Origin of the sequence: Marinobacter sp. UBA2688, assembly GCF_002352785.1 — a bacterium.
In the GTDB taxonomy this organism is placed as follows: domain Bacteria; phylum Pseudomonadota; class Gammaproteobacteria; order Pseudomonadales; family Oleiphilaceae; genus Marinobacter; species Marinobacter salarius.
This window is the reverse complement of sequence record NZ_DELU01000024.1, coordinates 83,639-102,786: the sequence shown is the minus strand read 5'-3', so window position 1 is coordinate 102,786 and position 19,148 is coordinate 83,639. Positions and strand designations below refer to the sequence as shown.

17 protein-coding genes are annotated in these 19,148 nt (G+C 58.9%); 16 read left to right on the top strand and 1 reads right to left on the bottom strand.

Annotation, left to right across the window (positions count from 1 at the left end):
* The first annotated feature begins 40 nt into the window (after window positions 1-40).
* The 15 genes from B3M52_RS13600 to B3M52_RS13530 all read left to right on the top strand — a co-directional run bounded on the left by B3M52_RS13600 (window position 41) and on the right by B3M52_RS13530 (window position 17,461).
* Window positions 41-973: a substrate-binding periplasmic protein gene (locus B3M52_RS13600; protein ID WP_286749687.1), complete on the top strand. Its 933-nt coding sequence runs from the start codon at window positions 41-43 to the stop codon at window positions 971-973.
* 773 nt (window positions 974-1,746) lie between these two features.
* Window positions 1,747-3,024, top strand: coding sequence for a group II intron reverse transcriptase/maturase (ltrA, locus tag B3M52_RS13595; RefSeq protein ID WP_286749686.1), 1,278 nt, complete (start codon window positions 1,747-1,749; stop codon window positions 3,022-3,024).
* Between the two features lie 226 nt (window positions 3,025-3,250).
* A complete protein-coding gene (locus tag B3M52_RS13590) occupies window positions 3,251-5,026 on the top strand; it encodes a PQQ-dependent methanol/ethanol family dehydrogenase (protein WP_286749685.1) in 1,776 nt (591 codons plus the stop codon).
* Between the two features lie 225 nt (window positions 5,027-5,251).
* Window positions 5,252-6,772 carry an aldehyde dehydrogenase family protein gene (locus B3M52_RS13585; protein ID WP_286749684.1) on the top strand — a complete coding sequence of 507 codons (1,521 nt, stop codon included), beginning with the start codon at window positions 5,252-5,254 and terminating at the stop codon, window positions 6,770-6,772.
* A 364-nt stretch (window positions 6,773-7,136) separates the two neighbouring features.
* Window positions 7,137-7,208: a pyrroloquinoline quinone precursor peptide PqqA gene (gene pqqA, locus B3M52_RS13580; RefSeq protein ID WP_007153157.1), complete on the top strand. Its 72-nt coding sequence runs from the start codon at window positions 7,137-7,139 to the stop codon at window positions 7,206-7,208.
* 52 nt (window positions 7,209-7,260) lie between these two features.
* Window positions 7,261-8,190 (top strand): pyrroloquinoline quinone biosynthesis protein PqqB, encoded by a 930-nt coding sequence (gene pqqB / locus B3M52_RS13575; RefSeq protein ID WP_286749683.1) that lies wholly within the window; start codon window positions 7,261-7,263, stop codon window positions 8,188-8,190.
* A gap of 20 nt (window positions 8,191-8,210) precedes the next feature.
* The gene (gene pqqC, locus B3M52_RS13570) at window positions 8,211-8,942 is read left to right on the top strand and encodes a pyrroloquinoline-quinone synthase PqqC (protein WP_178380755.1); all 732 of its coding nucleotides are present in this window, start codon (window positions 8,211-8,213) and stop codon (window positions 8,940-8,942) included.
* Between the two features lie 11 nt (window positions 8,943-8,953).
* Window positions 8,954-9,217 carry a pyrroloquinoline quinone biosynthesis peptide chaperone PqqD gene (pqqD, locus tag B3M52_RS13565; RefSeq protein WP_075194481.1) on the top strand — a complete coding sequence of 88 codons (264 nt, stop codon included), beginning with the start codon at window positions 8,954-8,956 and terminating at the stop codon, window positions 9,215-9,217.
* Complete coding sequence (gene pqqE / locus B3M52_RS13560) at window positions 9,214-10,368, top strand: pyrroloquinoline quinone biosynthesis protein PqqE (RefSeq protein WP_286749682.1); 1,155 nt, start codon at window positions 9,214-9,216, stop codon at window positions 10,366-10,368. Before pqqD ends, pqqE begins: the two co-directional genes overlap by 4 nt.
* Window positions 10,369-10,441: 73 nt before the next feature.
* Complete coding sequence (locus B3M52_RS13555) at window positions 10,442-12,223, top strand: S9 family peptidase (protein WP_286749681.1); 1,782 nt, start codon at window positions 10,442-10,444, stop codon at window positions 12,221-12,223.
* 68 nt (window positions 12,224-12,291) lie between these two features.
* Entirely contained in the window at window positions 12,292-13,455 is a 1,164-nt protein-coding gene (ercA, locus tag B3M52_RS13550) for an alcohol dehydrogenase-like regulatory protein ErcA (protein WP_036206008.1), read from the top strand.
* Window positions 13,439-15,190: a PAS domain-containing hybrid sensor histidine kinase/response regulator gene (locus B3M52_RS13545; RefSeq protein WP_286749680.1), complete on the top strand. Its 1,752-nt coding sequence runs from the start codon at window positions 13,439-13,441 to the stop codon at window positions 15,188-15,190. Before ercA ends, B3M52_RS13545 begins: the two co-directional genes overlap by 17 nt.
* A 49-nt stretch (window positions 15,191-15,239) precedes the next feature.
* Window positions 15,240-15,524 carry a hypothetical protein gene (locus B3M52_RS13540; RefSeq protein WP_036206012.1) on the top strand — a complete coding sequence of 95 codons (285 nt, stop codon included), beginning with the start codon at window positions 15,240-15,242 and terminating at the stop codon, window positions 15,522-15,524.
* 31 nt (window positions 15,525-15,555) lie between these two features.
* Entirely contained in the window at window positions 15,556-16,932 is a 1,377-nt protein-coding gene (locus tag B3M52_RS13535; protein WP_286749678.1) for a class II fumarate hydratase, read from the top strand.
* Window positions 16,933-16,978: 46 nt separating this feature from the next.
* Window positions 16,979-17,461, top strand: a complete 483-nt coding sequence (locus B3M52_RS13530; protein WP_075194301.1) for a CDP-archaeol synthase — start codon at window positions 16,979-16,981, stop codon at window positions 17,459-17,461.
* Between the two features lie 9 nt (window positions 17,462-17,470).
* On the opposite strand, the gene B3M52_RS13525 is transcribed toward B3M52_RS13530, so the two are convergent.
* Window positions 17,471-18,445, bottom strand: a complete 975-nt coding sequence (locus B3M52_RS13525) for a metallophosphoesterase (protein ID WP_075194302.1) — start codon at window positions 18,443-18,445, stop codon at window positions 17,471-17,473.
* A gap of 145 nt (window positions 18,446-18,590) precedes the next feature.
* Here B3M52_RS13525 and B3M52_RS13520 point away from each other — a divergent pair.
* Window positions 18,591-19,148: chromate transporter (locus B3M52_RS13520; RefSeq protein ID WP_286749677.1), on the top strand; the 558-nt coding region annotated here is incomplete at its 3' end.

Sequence of the window (19,148 nt, the reverse complement as noted above, 5' to 3'; positions counted from 1 at the left end):
AGCGCATTCTTCAAGGCTGGAATTTCCGGGAGGTGAGTTTATGAAGTCAGCTTTGCACGCACTGATGCTGGTAGTGCTGCTGGTGGGCGCCAGTCAGGTGCAGGCTCAACAGTCCCGCAGTCTGATTCCGGACCGAACCCTGGATATCGTGCAGGACTCAGGCTATCTGAATGTCGGCATGTACAAAGACTTTCCACCCTATTCCTATGAGGTCGATGGTGAGGCCAGAGGAGTAGATGCAGAGCTGGGTCGCCGGATCGCAGAAGGGCTGGGTGTAGAGTTTCGGCCCTACTGGATTATCCCGGATGAAAACCTGGGTGACGATCTGCGCAACCATATCTGGAAGGGGCATTACCTGGCGAAAACCCGCATAGCGGACATCATGATGCGGGTGCCCTACGACAGTACCTTCAAGTACATGCGGGATTCCACCGGCGAGATGATCAACGAGCAGGTGGTGTTTTTCGGGCCCTACCAGCAGGAGCGCTGGCAGATTGCCTTTGACAATAACCGCCTGGACGGGGTCGAAACGGTTGCCGTTTTCCAGTACCACCCCATTGGCGTGGAAATCGATACGCTTCCAGCCACCTATCTTACCTCCGCTTTCGGCGGGCGACTCAGAAATCAGGTCCACCACTATACGAACGTTGGCGAAGCGTTCGAGGCGATGGAGCAAGGCGAGGTTGCTGGTGTCATGGGCATGCGGGCGGAGATCGAGCATCAACTTGAAGACCATGCGGGAAACGGCTTCACCAAGGCCGGCAACGGCTTCCCGGGCATAACGAAACAGGTGTGGGACGTAGGCCTGGCCGTGCGCCATACCCATCGGGCCCTGGGTTATGCCATCGGAGCGATTGTCGATCGCATGGTCAGGTCTGGAGAGATGGCGGAGCTTTATGCCAGCCATGGGCTTTCCTACAACCGCCCCGGATACTACGACGAGATTCTTGGCCCGGAGGAAGAGGCTGAATAAACCGGTGACTGTCTGCCTTGCCCGCCACGCGCGGGCTTTTTTGTTTGCCCGGCGAAGCCGGCAAACCCGGCCATCTGAAAGAAGGTGGCGTCACCCCGACTGAGGGGAAGACAATCCGACTGGCAAGGGCGTCACTGGCCAACGGTGGGGTCTGAAGGAAGCCATAGGAAGTTAACGGTACACAACGCAAGTGAACCTGTTTCGGCAGTCCAGGTGGGTCAGCGTGCAAAATAACGCGAAGCCCGATACTCAGTCAGACCTGGGCTGTGCTTGAGGGTGGCATCGTTAACAGGGAGCCGGTGCAGTAACCGGGGAAGCCTGACACCGAATCCGGCGACGCCGGAGGCTGTGGCGCAAGGCGAAAGCCGAGGCCGCAGTCGGTGCGAGGTGGCAGATGATGCCGTAGTAGTGAGGAAGTTCCGGCCTGAGAAGCCTGGTAACAGCGTGGAGGACAAAACCGGAACGACCGCTGGCGGAGGTTCAGCGGACCGGCCAGGGTCAAAAGCTCTGGTCGGATGCGAAGGGCGGAAGTCATTAACGAGAGTGACGGACGACGAGCGAACAGGTGGACGCTGCGCTCACAAGCTGCCCGACGGGGCAGGGACGTGCATTGAGGTGCTGCGGGAACGTAGTGGCTTCGGTGTTCTCCGGGCAAGGGAGTAAAGCGATACCGTGGCGGCAGATTGCCAGAGTGCTAGTACCCGGACGGATTGCTTGAAACAGACCGGCAGCCAGACCGATCCTCGAAGCCGTCACCACAGAGATGAGCAGGCATGAGGAAATACTACAGTCTGTACGGGCAATTGCTGTCAAAACAGCGCCTGTATGAAGCCTTCAGACACATCAAACGCAACAAGGGCGCGGCCGGAATCGATGGGCAGAGCCTGAGTGCGTTTGAGGCGGATCTGGAGGTGGAGCTGTCGTGCCTGTTGCTCGAGCTGAAGGAAAAGCGCTATCGGGCGCAGCCAGTCAGACGCGTAGCCATCGCCAAGGATGACGGCGGTGAGCGTCTGCTGGGCATTCCGACGGTTCGGGACCGGGTGGTGCAACAGGCGTTGCGCAGCATCATCGAACCGATCTTCGAGCCGGACTTCCACCCGTCGAGCTACGGGTACCGTCCGGGACGCAGTGGTCACCATGCCATTGGCAAGGCGGAGCGGTTCATCCGCCGCTACCGTCGTGACTGGGTTGTGGATATGGACCTGTCGAAATGCTTCGACACGTTAAACCACGATCTGATCATCCGCCAGTTCCGCCAACGGATCACGGACGGCAGTGTTCTGTCACTGTTGCGCCAGTGTCTGGAAAGCGGGGTGATGGTGGGGTACCACCTTGAAGACACGGAGCTGGGAAGCCCGCAGGGCGGCGTGATCAGTCCGCTGATTGCGAACGTCTATCTGGACGCCTTCGACCAGTTCATGAAGGCGCGGGGTCACCGGATCGTCCGCTATGCGGACGACATCCTGATCCTGTGCGGTTCACGAGCGGGCGCGGAGAATGCGTTACGGGTGGCCCAAAGCTACCTGGAAGGGAAGCTGAAGCTGACGGTTAACGCCACCAAAACCCACATCGCCCACAGCGATGAGGGGGTGAAGTTCCTGGGCGTGGTGATCCACATGAACTACACCCGCATCCAGGACAAGAAGGTGGTGAAGCTCAAGCAGACGCTGAAAGCGCTGACGAAGCGAAACCGGGGCATCGGGCTTGCGGCGATCATCCGCGAGCTGAACCCGGTGCTACGGGGCTTTGCCAGCTACTTCCGGGTAGCCAACTGCGCGCGGGTGCTGAAGCAGGTGATGAGCTGGTTAAGGCGGCGACTGCGCTGCATCCAGTTCAAGCAGTGGAAGAAGCCGAGCCGGCTGCATCGAAGGCTGAAACAGCTGGGCTACAAGCCCCCGTTCCGGCACATCAAGATGCAAAGCTGGCGCAATGCGGCGTCCCCACTGGCCAGTCTGGCCCTGCCCAACACCTACTTGCACAATGACCTGAAGTTGATGGATCTTACGAAGGTCAAAACCGGCATCACTGTTCCCGAGTTCGGGGTAAGTTAATGGCATGAGCCGTATACGTGGCCCGTATGTACGGTTCTGTGAGAGGGATGAGGCGGTGTCGCCTCACCCTACTCGATGTGGGGGTCTTACTACCAAGTGATGAGAAAACCTGTGCTGGCGATTAATTGTTGCGATTGCGGGTGAGGCCAAGAATGTGGATCAGAGGCGGGAAAAATTCCCGGTTCGCTGCATACACTGACAACAAGAGACTTTGGAGAGCGCAACCATGAGATCGAATCCGTTCGGTAAACAGTTCGCCGCCAGTGCGCTGGCGCTGGCTGTATCCCTGGGGGCCCACGCGGTCACCGATGAAGATATCCTTAATGACCAGGACACCGTTGATGACATCGTAAGCTACGGCATGGGCGTCCAGGGCCAGCGTTTCAGCCCGATGGATGCCCTCAATACCGACAACGTCAAGTTTCTTCAGCCGGCATGGGCGTTCTCCTTTGGTGGCGAGAAACAGCGGGGTCAGGAATCCCAGCCACTGGTCAAGGATGGCGTTATGTACGTGACGGCATCCTATTCCCGCGCCTATGCGGTTGATGCGCGCACCGGCGAAGAAATCTGGCAGTACGATGCCCGCCTGCCGGATGGCATCATGCCCTGTTGTGATGTGGTCAACCGGGGTGGTGCTCTGTACGACGACCTGTTTATTTTCGGCACCCTGGACGCAAAACTCGTCGCCCTGGACAAAGATTCCGGAAAACCTGTCTGGATCAAGAAAGTGGCGGATTACCAGGCCGGCTATTCCATGACGGCTGCCCCGCTGATCGTCAAGGGCAAGCTGATCACTGGTGTGTCCGGTGGTGAATTTGGCATTGTGGGCAGGGTCGAAGCCCGGGATCCAAGGACCGGTGACCTGCTGTGGACCCGCCCGACGGTGGAAGGCCACATGGGTTACGTCTACAAGGACGGCAAGAAAATCGAGAACGGTATTTCCGGCGGCGAAGCCGGCAAGACCTGGCCCGGCGACATGTGGAAAACCGGCGGCGCAGCGCCCTGGCTGGGGGGCACCTACGACCCGGATACCGACTCGCTGTTCTTCGGCACCGGCAACCCGGCCCCGTGGAATTCACACCTGCGCCCGGGCGACAACCTGTTTTCATCCTCCCGCGTCGCCATCGACCCTGACGATGGCAGCATCAAGTGGCATTTCCAGACCACACCCAATGACGGCTGGGATTACGATGGTGTTAACGAGCTGATCTCCTTCGACTATGAAGAAGACGGAAAGACCATCAAGGCTGCCGCCACCGCCGACCGTAACGGTTTCTTCTACGTGCTGAACCGCGAAAACGGCGACTTTATCCGTGGCTTCCCGTTCGTGGACAAGATCACCTGGGCCGAAGGCCTGAATGAGGATGGCAGCCCGATCTACAACACCGAGAATGGTCGCCCGGGTAACCCGGCCGATGAAGATGGTGAAAAGGGTGAAACCGTCGTTGCCTTCCCCGCGTTCCTGGGTGGCAAGAACTGGATGCCCATGGCCTACAGCCAGGACACCGGCCTTTTCTACGTGCCTTCCAATGAATGGTCCATGGACATCTGGAACGAGCCGGTTTCCTACAAGAAGGGTGCGGCCTACCTGGGGGCGGGCTTTACCATCAAGCCTGCAAACGATGACTTTATCGGGGTACTGCGGGCAATTGATCCGAAAACCGGTGAAGAAGTCTGGCGCTACAACAACACGGCTCCGCTGTGGGGTGGTGTACTGGCCACAGCCGGTAACCTGGTCTTTACCGGTACGCCTGAGGGCTACCTGAAAGCGTTCGATGCCAGGACCGGTGAAGAGCTCTACAAGTTCAATACCGGCACCGGTATTGTCGGTACGCCCGTGACCTGGGAAATGGACGGTGAGCAGTACGTGTCCATCTCCACTGGCTGGGGCGGTGCGGTACCGCTCTGGGGTGGCGAAGTGGCCAAGGTGGTCAAGGACTTCAATCAGGGTGGCACCGTATGGACCTTCAAGCTGCCGAAGGATCGTGTTGCGAGCAACTGATTCGACGATAGAACGGCCATTGTTCGTTCGATGGGGGCTGCCGGAAGGCAGCCCTTTTTGTCTGCGCAAGCGCTAGATTGTCGTAGTCCCCGCTTATCTACTACCAAGGGATGAGTTTTTCCCCTCTATCGAATCATTCACCTAACCGCTTTGGGGGTCTACATTGAATAGGTAAACGCGCAAGGCCGCGTTGTCCTGCGACAAACACAACAAGAGGTCGAGACCATGATCTACGCACAACCTGGTAAGGAAGGCTCCGTCGTCTCCTTCAAACCCCGTTATGAGAACTACATTGGCGGCGAGTGGGTCGCCCCGGTCAAGGGTCAGTATTTTGAGAACATCACGCCGGTGACCGGCGATGTCATCTGTGAAATTCCCCGCTCCTCGGCCGAAGATATTGATGTGGCTCTGGATGCCGCCCATAAGGCCGCGCCATCCTGGGGAAAGACGTCGACCACCGAGCGCTCCAATATCCTGCTGAAAATTGCCGACCGTATCGAGCAGAACGTTGAAATGCTGTCGGTCGCCGAAACCTGGGATAACGGCAAAGCCGTTCGCGAGACGTTGAACGCCGACATTCCTTTGGCGGTTGACCACTTCCGTTACTTTGCCGGTTGTATCCGTGCCCAGGAAGATACGTCCAGCGCCATCGACAACAATACCGTGGCCTATCATTACCATGAGCCGCTGGGTGTTGTGGGCCAGATCATTCCCTGGAACTTCCCTTTGCTGATGGCTGTGTGGAAGCTGGCGCCCTGCCTGGCGGCTGGTAACTGCACGGTGATGAAGCCGGCAGAGCAGACGCCCGCCAGTATCCTGATCCTGATGGATCTGATTGGCGACCTACTGCCACCGGGCGTGGTTAACATCGTCAACGGCTACGGCATTGAAGCAGGTCAGGCACTGGCCAGCAGCAAGCGTATTGCCAAGATCGCCTTCACCGGCTCTACACCGGTGGGTTCCCACATTCTCAAGTGCGCGGCCGAGAATATTATTCCGTCCACGGTGGAGCTGGGTGGTAAGTCCCCCAATATCTATTTCTCCGATGTGATGAAAGCCGAGCCCGAGTTTATCGACAAGTGTGTGGAAGGCCTGGTGCTGGCGTTCTTCAACCAGGGTGAGGTCTGTACCTGTCCGTCCCGTGCGCTGGTACAGGAAGACATGTACGACGAGTTCATGGCCAAGGTTGTTGAACGCACGAAGTCCATCAAGCGTGGCAACCCGCTCGATACCGATGTGCAGGTCGGCGCTCAGGCCAGCAAGGAGCAGTTCGACAAGATCATGTCCTACCTCGAAATCGGCAAGCAGGAAGGCGCGGAAGTGCTGACCGGCGGTGGCCGTGAGGAAATGGACGATGCCTATAACAATGGCTTCTACGTTCAGCCCACGCTGTTCAAAGGCAAGAACAACATGCGTGTGTTCCAGGAGGAAATCTTTGGTCCGGTGGTGGGTGTAACCACCTTCAAGGACGAGGAAGAAGCCCTGGCCATCGCCAACGACACTGAGTTCGGTCTGGGTGCCGGCCTCTGGACCCGCGACATCAACCGTGCCTATCGCATGGGCCGCGCCATCCAGGCAGGCCGCGTATGGACCAACTGTTATCACCAGTACCCAGCGCACGCTGCCTTCGGTGGTTACAAGAAGTCCGGTGTTGGCCGCGAGAACCACAAGATGGCGCTGGATCATTACCAGCAGACCAAGAACCTGCTGGTCAGCTACGACATCAACCCGCTGGGCTTCTTCTAAGCCCGCCAATGACTGTAGTGCCCGGGCCCTCCCACACAGGCCCGGTGGCGAGTCAGCACATGGATGTGCACATTCCTTCCCGGTGTCTGACCGGGGCGCATCTCTACCGGGTTGTAGTTCACTGGTGGGGATGGATGGGTCTTCCTGCCAGTTTTAGGTCCTTCCCAGGGCCTTTTTTTGTGTCTGAGCCGGTGCTCACCGGAATGGGCCGAAAGGATGAGTTTCGCGGCCTGGATCGAGCGGAAATCAGTGCCAAAGTACCATATTGGCCTTTTCGGGGACTGGGTAGGATTGAGAGTGAGTTACCGGGCAACCGGTTAACGGATCCTCAATGCCACAACAATCATCACAAGAGGTAAGCGTTATGTGGACCAAACCAGCCTATGAAGACCTGCGGATCGGCTTCGAAGTCACCATGTACTTCGCCAACCGCTGAGAAGTAATGGCCAGCCTCGTGCGCTGGCCATTTTGCTTCTGGAGTTTCTGTCATGCAGATTCGTATCCTCGGTTCCGCCGCCGGCGGAGGGTTTCCCCAATGGAACTGCAATTGCGCCAACTGTGATGGCTTCCGCAAAGGTACCCTGAACGCCAGCGCACGTACCCAGTCGTCCATAGCAATCAGCGAAGACGGCGTGCACTGGATTCTCTGTAACGCCTCTCCTGACATTCGTGCTCAACTTGCAAGCTTTGATGCCATGCAGCCGGCGCGTGCGCTTCGGGATACCGGAATTAACGCGGTGTTGCTGTGCGACAGCCAGGTGGATCACACCACCGGTTTGCTGATGTTGCGCGAGGGGTTGCCCCTGGACGTGTGGTGTACCGCCCAGGTTCATGAAGATCTGAGCAGCGGCTTTCCACTGTTTCGCATGCTCACCCATTGGAACGGTGGCCCCCAGTGGCATGAAGTACCCTGTACCGACCAACAGTCTTTTTCCATTCCCTGCGCCCCGGCGTTGCGGTTGACGGCCATTCCGTTACTCAGTAATGCGCCGCCGTATTCACCGCGCAGGAATAATCCCCACCCGGGTGACAACATTGGGCTTTTCATAGAAGACACCCGCAGTGGTGAAACCGTCATGTACGCCCCGGGGCTCGGGCAGCCCGATGAGCAGATTCTGCAGTGGATGCGCAAAGCCGACACGCTGCTGGTGGATGGTACCGTTTGGCGCGACGATGAAATGTTGCGCTGCGAGGTGGGTACCCGCACCGGCCAGGAAATGGGGCATCTTGCCCAGAGTGGCCCCGGCGGCATGATCGACGTGCTGGATGCCATGCCAGCGCGCAGGAAAATTCTTATCCATATCAACAATACCAACCCGATCCTGGACGAGGATTCGCCTGAACGGGCCCTGCTGACCAGGCATGGCATTGAGGTGTCGTTTGACGGCATGCATCTGCATATGGAGGTGCCCCTGTGAACGCAATCGCTACAACCGTCATGAATCGCGGGGATTTTGAGCAGGCCCTGCGGGCAAAAGGCCAGTACTATCACATCCACCATCCGTACCATAAAGCCATGTACGGCGGTGACTGCACCCCGGAGCAGATTCGTGGCTGGGTCGCCAACCGTTACTACTATCAGATCAACATCCCCCGCAAGGACGCGGCGATCATGGCCAACTGCCCGGATGCCTCGGTGCGCCGGTTGTGGCTCCAAAGAGTACTGGATCACGATGGCCACAGTGACGACGAAGGCGGTATCGAGGCCTGGCTGAGTCTGGCGGAAGCCGTAGGGTTAACTCGGGACGAGGTCATCGACCAGCGCCACGTGTTGCCGGGTGTGCGGTTTGCGGTTGATGCGTACCTGAACTTTGCCCGACGGGCGACCTGGCAGGAAGCGGCCTGTTCCTCCCTGACGGAACTGTTTGCGCCGGAGATTCACCAGTCCCGGCTCGATAGCTGGCCTCAGCACTATCCCTGGATCCAGACCGATGGTTATGGCTATTTCCGCAAGCGGTTGTCGGAGGCGCGCCGTGACGTGGAGCATGGTTTGACGATTACCCTGGATCACTTCACCACCGCGGCACAGCAGGCCCGTGCCCTGGAAATCCTTCAATTCAAACTGGATATCTTATGGTCTATGTTGGATGCCCTGACTATGGCTTATCAGCACCGCACGCCGCCGTACCACACCGTAACCAGCCAGCCAGTCTGGCACCGGGGGGTGTAGTGGTCACGCTCATGGAGCGCACCCCGCGCCTTCGCCCGGGGTTCCGTTTCCAGTGGGAGCCGGCCCAAAACGCCCATGTGCTGTTGTATCCCGAAGGTATGGTGCGGTTGAACGACAGTGCCGGGGCGGTGCTGAAGGAAGTGGATGGCCAGCGCACGGTGGCCGATATTGTCGCTATCCTGGAACAGCAGTTCCCCGATGCGGGATCCCTGGCAAACGATGTCAGTGATTTCCTCAAGGACGCCGAACAGCAGCACTGGATACTGTTTCCATGAGTCAGCACGACACCATGCCGGCGGGCGATCGCCCTGGTATTGGTCCGCCCCTATGGCTGCTGGCGGAACTGACCTACCGATGCCCGCTGCAATGCCCATATTGTTCCAACCCACTGGATTTTGCGCAGACCCAGCAGGAACTGACCACCGAAGAGTGGGTCAGGGTGCTGCGCCAGGGACGTGAGATGGGAGCCGCCCAACTGGGCTTTTCCGGCGGCGAACCGCTGGTGCGCCAGGACCTGCCGGAGCTGATCTCAGAGGCCAGGCATCTGGGCTATTACACCAATTTGATAACCTCCGGCCTGGGGCTCACCGAGGCCAAGGTAAACGCTTTCCGCGACGCCGGGCTGGACCATATCCAGGTCAGTTTCCAGGCCTCAGACCCGGAACTGAACAACGCCGTGGCCGGCTCACGCAAGGCTTTCGAGCAGAAGCTGGCCATGGCCCGTGCGGTAAAAGAGGCGGGTTACCCCATGGTGCTCAACTTCGTGATCCATCGCCACAACATCCATCAGATGAACGACATAATCAGCCTCTGTGACCGTTTGGGAGCGGACTACGTGGAGCTGGCCACCTGCCAGTACTACGGTTGGGCCTTCGAGAACCGGGAGGGGCTGATGCCCTCCAGGGCGCAGTTGGAAAAGGCGGAGGCTGAGGTCAACCGCTATCGTCAACGTCTGGCAGACGACGGATCGGCGATGAAGCTGATCTTTGTCACACCGGACTATTACGAAGAGCGGCCAAAAGCTTGCATGAATGGGTGGGGCAGCCTGTTCCTCACCGTAGCGCCAGACGGCACCGCGTTGCCCTGCCACAGTGCTCGCCTGTTGCCGATTGAGTTTCCCAATGTACGGGATTCCTCGCTACACTCCATCTGGTATGACAGCCCGGGTTTCAACCATTACCGGGGTGACAGCTGGATGCCAGAGCCGTGCCGGTCCTGCGACGAAAAAGGAAAGGATTTCGGCGGCTGCCGATGCCAGGCCTACCTGCTGACCGGTAATGCCGACAACGCCGACCCGGTTTGTAGTAAATCACCCCATCATGACCGCATCCTCGCCGCCCGCCAGGCGGCGGACCACGCCACCGCCGGGCTGGAGGAGCTGACCTATCGCAACACCAACAACTCCCGGTTGTTCTTCCGGAGCTGATGCCTGGAATCGGCCCCGATCTCCGTCGCTCTCAGCTGAACGGGCTTCTGCGGCGTTTACCCAGCGAGGATGGGTGGCTGCCAGTCAGGCCGGTGTATTCTGGCTGGAGTTCGACCCTGACAGCGGTCACAACCTGCTCCGAAAAATGGGTAACGAGAGCCCTCAATGGGCTTCTCCTCCGACTTTTGGTATTCGCAGTCAGGTCAATGGTTACGGCGGAGGTGCGCTGTGCGCCGGGCACGACACGGTGTACGCAGTTGAGGCATCCCAACAGCAGATCCATCGTATCGATCCTGTTACGGGCGCCACAAACGCCGTAACACAGGATACGGGCGCCAGCTTCGGTGGGCTGGTATGGGACTCGCTTCATCACCGCACCCTGGCCGTACGTGAACGTTCGGGTTGTCAGCAGTTGGTGGCGGTTCGAGACTACAACGAGATTGTGCCCCTGCACGACAGCGAGGATTTTTACAGCGCACCGGCGCTCTCCGCCAGCGGTGAACGCATGGCATGGGTTTGTTGGTCGTTACCGGATATGCCTTGGGTGAGATCTGTTCTGTGGACCGCGGATGTTGATGAAAACGGAGTGTTGGTCCGCGCCCGTTGTTGGCCTACATCACAAGAAGGCAGCGTGCAGCAGCCTGTGTTCGATGGTGAAACGTTGTACGTGCTGTCGGACCACGAAGGATGGTGGCAGACCTGGTACGTTTCATGGCCAGATGAACAGGCCAAATGGACTTGCATCGACTCGACAGCAGCGGATCACGCAAGTGCCCCCTGGCAATTGGGCGAACGCCATTTTTGTCCGTTGGGGCAGGGTGGTTGGGCCTGGGTACGTTACGTCAACGGGGTTGGCGAGCTATGGCTGAAGCGCTTTGCTGAGTCATCACCTGCAAGGGTCGCGTTGGACTTCAACGACTTCCGGCATATGACGGCCTTCGATGGCCAACTTTATTGCATTGCCCGATCAGCGACCCGGCTCGACTCGGTATTGGCGGTGGATCTGGCAACCAAGCGGGTCCGCCTGCTGGCCGGGGGCGAAGCGCCGTTCGCTGATACGCCTATCGTTGCGCCAGCGCCTTTCAAGGTGCCGCCATCGAATGGGGTGCAGGAGGAGATGGGTGGATTCTGGTATCCGCCCGTCGGTGGCTCGCCTGAAAACAACCCACCGCCACTGATCCTGATCGCTCACGGTGGGCCCACGTCGACGGCCTGGCCGGTCTTCAATCCGCAGGTCCAGTTCTGGTGCCACCATGGCTTTGCGGTCGCCGATGTCAATTATCGCGGCAGTGCGGGATTTGGCCGCCGCTTTCGCATGGCACTCGCTGGCAACTGGGGCGAGTCCGATGTGGAGGACATGGAACGGGCAGCGGACCATTTGGTCGCCACTGGCCGGGCGGACGCCAGCCGGTTGTTTATACAGGGCCGTAGCTCTGGCGGATATACCGCGTTGATGGCGATGACTCGCAGTACACGGTTCCGGGCCGGAGCCAGTCTTTTTGGTGTTAGCGATCCGGCCCGTTTGAGGGAGGTGACGCATCGATTCGAGTCAGGCTACCTGGACTGGCTGTTGGGTGCGCCGAGTGATTATCCTGAGCGCTGGCATGAGCGTACACCCGTTCAGCAGGCGCATCGCATCCGGAGGCCGATGATCTTTTTTCAAGGTGGCGAGGATCGTGTGGTCGTGCCCGAGCAGACCCGGAAAATGGTACGAGTTCTGGAGCAGAACGCGCAGCCAGTGGAGCTCTGGTGGTTTGAGGATGAAGGGCACGGTTTCCAGCAGCGGAAAAACCAGGTCGCCCTGTTGGAAAACCTGCTCACTTTCTACTGTCGAAATAGCCAAAAAGTGGAATGATGGCGGGTAACGCTTAAGGTAAACTCAGGGTCTATACAATAACAACAGCAACACTGAAGAGAGCGCCCATGAGCTACGACATTTCTGCCCTGCGCAAGTTTGTGTCCCCCGAGATTGTCTTTGGTGCCGGCTCACGCAAGGCGGTAGCCAACTTCGCCAGCAACGTTGGTGCCCGCCACGTGTTCCTGGTGTCGGACCCAGGTGTGGAGAAGGCTGGCTGGGTTGCAGAGATCATGGACATCCTGGTGACAGCCGGGCTTCGTGTCACTGTTTTTACCGGTGTTTCTGCCAATCCGAAAGTGGATGAAGTCATGGCCGGGGCAGAGCTGTACAAATCCAATGAGTGTGACGTCATTGTCGCCATTGGTGGCGGCAGCCCCATGGACTGCGCCAAGGGCATCGGCATCGTCAGCGCCCATGGCCGGAACATTCTCGAGTTTGAGGGTGTGGACACCATTACCTCGCCGTCGCCGCCAATGATCCTGATCCCTACCACGGCCGGCACGTCCGCCGATGTGTCCCAGTTCGCGATCATTTCCGACCCGGACCGACGCTTCAAGTTCTCCATAATCAGCAAGGCGGTAGTGCCGGATGTATCGCTGATCGACCCGGAAGTGACGGAAACCATGGACGCCTACCTGACGGCCTGTACCGGGGTGGATGCCATGGTGCATGCTATTGAGGCCTATGTGTCCACAGGTAGTGGGCCGCTCACTGATACCAACGCCCTGGAAGCGATTCGGCTGATCAATCGCCATCTGGAACCGCTGGTCTTGAACACCGCCAACGTGCACTTGCGGGAGCAGATCATGCTGGCCTCCATGCAGGCCGGCCTGGCGTTTTCCAATGCCATTCTGGGGGCGGTGCATGCCATGTCCCATAGTCTGGGCGGGTACCTTGATTTGCCCCACGGACTTTGCAACGCCTTGCTGCTGGAACACGTTGTGGCCTACAACTACACCTCGGCCGAGGATCGATTCCGGCGGGTGGCGGAGGCCATGGATATCGACACCCGCGGTATGTCGAAACCGGTGATCAAACAGCGCCTGATGGGGCGAATCATCACGTTGAAACAGGCCGTGGGGCTGGAGGCCAAACTGGGCAAACTGGGCGTGACCACATCTGACATCCCTTACCTGTCGGGCTTCGCGCTGCAGGACCCATGCATCCTAACCAATCCCCGCAAGTCCTCACGCCGTGACGTCGAAGTTGTTTATGAAGAAGCCCTCTGATTCCAACGACGCTGACTACGACATCGGCGATCTGCTCGGCCTTGGCAGCCAGTCGGTACGCAAGAATTACTACCCGGCACTGCAGCAACGGATCGATGAACTGGAAAACGAGCGCAACCGCTACAAATGGCTTTTTGAAAACGCCCTTCATGGCATCTTCCAGGCCAATCTCCGCGGTGGCTTTGTGGCCGTCAATCCGGCCATGGCGCGGATTTGCGGCTACGACAGCGCCGAGGCCTTGGTGGCCGGGGTTATCCGCTTGCGCGAACAGCTATTCTGCAGTTCTGGTGAGTTTGATGCCATCCGGCAGGAGTTGCTGGACAACGGCAGCCTCAGTGCAAGGGAAACCCGGCTCAGACGCGCGGACAATACGCCAGTGCAGGTGGCAATCACGTTGTTGCGGCGGCCAGACCTCGGTCCGGAAGTGGTGGAGGCCTTTGTCGCCGATATCACCGAGCGCCACCAGGCGCGAGAAGAGTTGCGCCAGCTCAACGCGGATCTGGAACGCCGTGTGGAGGAGCGCACCGAAGAGCTGCAGAACGCCAACGTGGTGCTGCGTTACCAGATCGAGCAGCGCGAACGGGTGGAGCGGGAGTTGGTGGTGGCTGTAGAGGCCGCCAAGGAGGCCAATGAGAGCAAAGACAAGTACCTCGCGGCGGCCAGTCATGATTTACTGCAACCCCTGAATGCGGCCAGGTTACTGGTGTCCGCCCTGATGGACAGCGATCTGCCTGCGGACGAGAATCGACTTGTTCAGCGTGTGCAGCGGTCTTTGGAAAGTGCCGAGGATCTGCTGGCGGATCTTCTGGATATATCCAAACTGGACCAGAAGGCCATGCGACCGGACTTTGTCCATGCCGACATTGGCGAACTGATGCGGGGACTGGCCCAGGAATTCGAACCGGTGGCTGAGAACGCGGAACTGCACTTCCGGGTACGCTCAGGCGCAGGTTACGTGCGTACTGACCCGCGAATGCTGACACGGATCCTCCGTAACCTGTTGAGCAACGCGTTTCGCTACACCCGTGAAGGTGGCGTGCTGTTTGCGGCCCGCAAGCGTGGTCCCAACCTGGAAATCGGGGTGTGGGATACGGGCGTGGGTATCGAGCAGGAAAAGCTGGAGGATATCTTCCGGGAGTTTCACCAGATACTGCCCAAGGGCGGTGGCCGCCAGGGGGTGGGCCTGGGATTGGCGATCGTTGAGCGAATGGCGAGGGTATTGGCCTGCGACATCCGTGTGGATTCGCATCATGGCAAAGGCTCTTGCTTCAGTGTTCTCATTCCCCTGGCACGCTTCACCGAAGCGCCTGCCAGTGGCCAGATAGGGGAACCTTTGGTAGCAGCACCTGCGTTCTTTGACGGGCTGCGTGTTCTGGTGATCGATAACGAAGAGCCGGTGCAGGAAAGTATGCGAGCCCTGTTGGAGCGTTGGGGTTGTATGGTCACTACGGCGGGCAGTGCGGAGGATGCCGTGGCGCATTGCAGTGGCACCGATATCATCCTCGCGGATTTCCACCTGGATGAGAACCTGACGGGTTGTCAGGCGGTGTACGCGGTTCGGCGTCACTTTGGTCATGATATACCGGCCGCCATCATTACCGCTGATCGCAGCGATGAAACGCGCCGGCTCATCAGTGCACAGTATCTGCCTGTGCTCAACAAGCCGGTCAAGCCCAACCGTCTTCGGGCGCTGGTATCCAGTCTTGCCACATCCCTGAACTCAGAATCGCAATGACGGTCTACACTTTATTCTGTCAATGTTCGTTTTGTCAGGAGAGTGTGCTATGTCCGTTCCGGAAAACGCCCTTACCAATCACGAAGTGACTGTTTGTCTGTCTGGCGGCGCCGTTCTTGGTCCCTTCAACGCTACCTGGTCGAGGGACGAGGGAGGAGACGTGCGCGAGCTGGTGCGGGAGTATGACGGTTTCCTTCAGGGGGAGAAGCAACATCGCTTCAAGTTTCACCTTCACGACACCTATACCAATACGGTTCATACCCTGATCCTGAATTTTGATCAGGTTACCGGCATTTGCGACCATGTCAGACTGAAGTCACCGCCAAACGGGTGAGCCCCAATGCCTGTGAACAGAGGAGGATGTCATGACGAATTTCAGGACTGAAAAAGACAGCCTGGGCGAAGTGCGCGTTCCTGAAGAGGCTCTTTGGGGCGCACAGACCCAGAGGGCCGTAGAGAATTTTCCGGTAAGTGGCTTGCCGATGCCACCGGCATTCATTGCGGCGGTGGTAAGAGTGAAGCAGGCAGCCGCAGATGCCAACGCCAGCCTCGGTTTATTGGATAACGATCTGAGGGATGCCATTGTCGTGGCTGGCGATCGCCTGATAAACGGTGAATTCGCTGACCAGTTTCCCATAGATCGTTACCAGACGGGGTCGGGCACCAGCACTAACATGAATGTGAACGAGGTCATCGCAGCCCTGGCAGCAAGGGAGGATGTCGAGATTCACCCCAACGATCACGTCAACATGAGCCAGAGTTCCAACGACGTGATCCCGACGGCCATTCATGTCAGCGCCTTGGCAGGCATTTACGAGCGTTTGATTCCGGCGCTGACCCACCTGTGCGGGGTTATCTACGAGCGTGAGGCGTTGTTTGCGAATCAGGTTAAAACCGGCCGTACTCACCTGATGGATGCCATGCCGGTCACCCTGGGGCAGGAGTTGAGAACCTGGCGAGAGCAATTGCTTGCCGCGGAAAAACGGCTTGAGGCCGCGGCTGATGACTTACTCGCCGTACCCCAGGGCGGGACTGCCGTAGGAACTGGGGTGAATGCACTGGAAGAATTTCCAGGGCAGTTCATCAAGTTCCTCACCTCCAATACGGGTTACCATTTCCGCTCCCTGCAACATAAATTCGTGGGGCAGAGTGCCATCGACGCGCCCGTGGCCTTGTCGTCCCAACTGCGTGGGCTGGCCATCGTACTGACCAAGATCGCCAATGACCTGCGCTGGATGAACAGTGGGCCGATTCACGGCCTGGCGGAAATCAGCCTGCCGGCCCTACAGCCGGGCAGCAGCATCATGCCAGGCAAGGTCAACCCGGTGATTCCGGAGTCGGTAGCCATGGTCGGGGCCCAGGTGATGGGGCTGGACAGCACCGTTGCCATGGCAGGACAGTCGGGCAATTTCCAGTTGAATGTGATGTTACCGCTGGTAGGCGCGAACCTCTTGGACATGATCGAACTGCTGACCAATGCCTCGACCATGCTCGGTGACAAGGCAATTCGGGATTTCACGGTGAATACCGATCATCTGGATGCCGCAGTCGGCAAGAACCCGGTACTGGTTACCGCACTCAACCCCGAAATTGGTTATAGCCTGGCGTCTGATATTGCCAAGGAAGCCTACCAGACCGGACGACCGGTGATTGACGTGGCGGAAGAGCGCAGTGGCCTGGATCGCAACCGGCTGGAGGAACTGATGGACCCGCTGAAGCTGACCAAAGGCGGGCTTGCCTGATAGTAAGTAACCGCCGAAAGGGCGGCCCTGACGGAGACTGAGCCGATTGCTGATTTCTATCGAGCTCTTCGTGATGCTGGTGCTCGCAAATGGCGTACCGGTTCTGGCCGCCCGGCTGTTTGGCCGGCGCTGGTCGGCCCCTGTAGATGGTGACAGGCTATGGCGGGACGGGCGGCCGGTGTTGGGGCGCAGCAAAACCTGGCGCGGTATCGTATCCGGTGCGCTGGCGTGTTGCCTGTTTGCGTGGATCACCGGGATAGGCGTCATATTCGGCCTGGCGTTCGGGTTACTGGGGTTGGCTGGCGATATCATCAGCAGTTTCATCAAGCGTCGTGCCGGGCTCGCCTCCAGTGCCCGGGCCTCAGGGCTCGACCAGATCCCCGAAGCCTTGCTGCCGATGCTTCTGGCATGGCTTTGGCTGGACCTGGGCTGGTTTATTGTGGCGGTTGTCGTGGTGCTGTTTACGCTGTCGAATATCCTGCTGTCGCCCGTACTGTACCGCCTGGGTATACGCCATCAGCCGCACTGAGCTCAAGCTTTAGCCGGGGCCCCTTGTCAGGGTGTGTATTGTTACCTCTGGTGGGCAATTCAGCCGTACGTTGACCACCGATGTGCCCGCGCCTGGTGAGGTATACCCCTGCATGCCGTTGCGGCGCCAGTAGCCGCGGCCGAGTTCTCTGGGGCAATCGGAATCCAGGGTCACGGGGATGCCACCGGGCAGGCAGATCTGGCCACCGTGGGTATGGCCGCACAGGAAGATGTCGTAGCCCGCATGGGCAGCCTCGCGCCAGATCTCCGGCGTGTGGCTCAGTAATACGCTGATGCCACCCGGGGGGATCTCGTCTCCTGCTCGGTGTAGGTTGTGTACCTTGTAGAAATGGGCATCGTCCACACCTGCCAGATAGAGTTTGTCCTCGCCACGCTGCAGTACGGCATGTTCATTCATCAGCAGGTGATAGCCCATGTCCTCAAGTCCAGGAACCATGCGTACGCTGTCGTGATTGCCCAGTACAGCGTAGGCTTTGCCGCGAATAGCGTCCCGCAGCCTGGCCATGCCATCCATGGCACCATCAATCGAGCCCCAGGTGAGGCGCCGGTAGTCCCCGGTGAGCACACACACATCGTACTCGAGGGGCTCGATTTGACGGATGACGGCCTGCAGGTTGGCTTCATCCATATCCACGTGAAGGTCGGTAAGGTGCAGTATGCGGAAGCCTTCGAAGGCCTGAGGCAGGCCAGGGATGTGGAACTGGTTGTGGGCGGTGTCCAGCCGGCGGCTGTTGTGCTGTCCCCGCCGGAACAAACCGGCCAGTTTCAGGCAAACACTGATGAAGCGTGGAGCGGAGGTGATGTTTTCCAGGTGGAACGAATGGCGGTCCGGGCCGAATACACGAGCTTCCGCTTCCCGCTCAATGCCCAGGCGCTGGCGCGCGTGTACCGGGCCAAGGCGGAGGCTCAGGCGATACTCCAGGAGGTCATCCTGATTGTCTGGTGTATGGGCCCGGGCGGTCATTGCTGGTCCTGTTGGTTGTTGGAAACGTTACCTGTCACGATCCGGTCAACCCGTCCCTTCATTATGGTCTGGACTGGGAGTGATGCAACCGAAGCGTCATAATGTTCATCTTTCTTAACACACGTTGCCACGATCAGAGTGTTCCATGACCAAGGATAGCTTCACCAGGGAGACGTATGCCGGGGCCCTGCCAGCCTGGCACATTTTTCTATTATTTCTGCGTTTGGGCCTGACGTCTTTCGGTGGTCCGGCGGCCCATCTGGGATTCTTCCATGACGAATTCGTAAAGCGCAGGCGTTGGTTGTCGGACGCGGCCTATGGCGAGGTGGTGGCACTGTGCCAGCTGTTACCCGGCCCTGCTTCCAGCCAGGTGGGATTGACCCTGGGGTTCCTTCAGCGCGGCTATCGAGGCGCAGCAGCGGCCTGGCTTGGCTTTACCCTGCCGTCGGCATTGTTGATGACGCTGTTTGCACTCGGCCTTGGCCTCTGGCCGGATGCCGGGCAGGGTGGCTGGATAACCGGCCTTAAGTTATTTGTGGTCGCCGTGGTTGCCCAGGCGGTCTGGCAGATGGGCAAAACCCTGTGCCCGGATGCTCCGCGCCTGTCGATTGCCGTGGTGGTCGCGGTTGTTCTGCTGATGGCGGGCGAAGCCTGGATGCAGATACTTGTCCTGCTTGCAGCCGGCGCGGCCGGTGCTGCGATG

What these genes read in the sequence shown, in the direction of transcription:
- B3M52_RS13590 (WP_286749685.1), top strand. Translation starts at nt 3,251, where the DNA reads ATGAGATCGAATCCGTTCGGTAAACAGTTCGCCGCCAGTGCGCTGGCG.
- pqqE (WP_286749682.1), top strand. Translation starts at nt 9,214, where the DNA reads ATGAGTCAGCACGACACCATGCCGGCGGGCGATCGCCCTGGTATTGGT.
- B3M52_RS13600 (WP_286749687.1), top strand. Translation starts at nt 41, where the DNA reads ATGAAGTCAGCTTTGCACGCACTGATGCTGGTAGTGCTGCTGGTGGGC.
- pqqB (WP_286749683.1), top strand. Translation starts at nt 7,261, where the DNA reads ATGCAGATTCGTATCCTCGGTTCCGCCGCCGGCGGAGGGTTTCCCCAA.
- ercA (WP_036206008.1), top strand. Translation starts at nt 12,292, where the DNA reads ATGAGCTACGACATTTCTGCCCTGCGCAAGTTTGTGTCCCCCGAGATT.
- pqqC (WP_178380755.1), top strand. Translation starts at nt 8,211, where the DNA reads ATGAATCGCGGGGATTTTGAGCAGGCCCTGCGGGCAAAAGGCCAGTAC.
- B3M52_RS13585 (WP_286749684.1), top strand. Translation starts at nt 5,252, where the DNA reads ATGATCTACGCACAACCTGGTAAGGAAGGCTCCGTCGTCTCCTTCAAA.
- B3M52_RS13525 (WP_075194302.1), bottom strand. Translation starts at nt 18,445, where the DNA reads ATGACCGCCCGGGCCCATACACCAGACAATCAGGATGACCTCCTGGAG.
- ltrA (WP_286749686.1), top strand. Translation starts at nt 1,747, where the DNA reads ATGAGGAAATACTACAGTCTGTACGGGCAATTGCTGTCAAAACAGCGC.
- B3M52_RS13540 (WP_036206012.1), top strand. Translation starts at nt 15,240, where the DNA reads ATGTCCGTTCCGGAAAACGCCCTTACCAATCACGAAGTGACTGTTTGT.
- B3M52_RS13545 (WP_286749680.1), top strand. Translation starts at nt 13,439, where the DNA reads ATGAAGAAGCCCTCTGATTCCAACGACGCTGACTACGACATCGGCGAT.
- pqqD (WP_075194481.1), top strand. Translation starts at nt 8,954, where the DNA reads ATGGAGCGCACCCCGCGCCTTCGCCCGGGGTTCCGTTTCCAGTGGGAG.
- B3M52_RS13535 (WP_286749678.1), top strand. Translation starts at nt 15,556, where the DNA reads ATGACGAATTTCAGGACTGAAAAAGACAGCCTGGGCGAAGTGCGCGTT.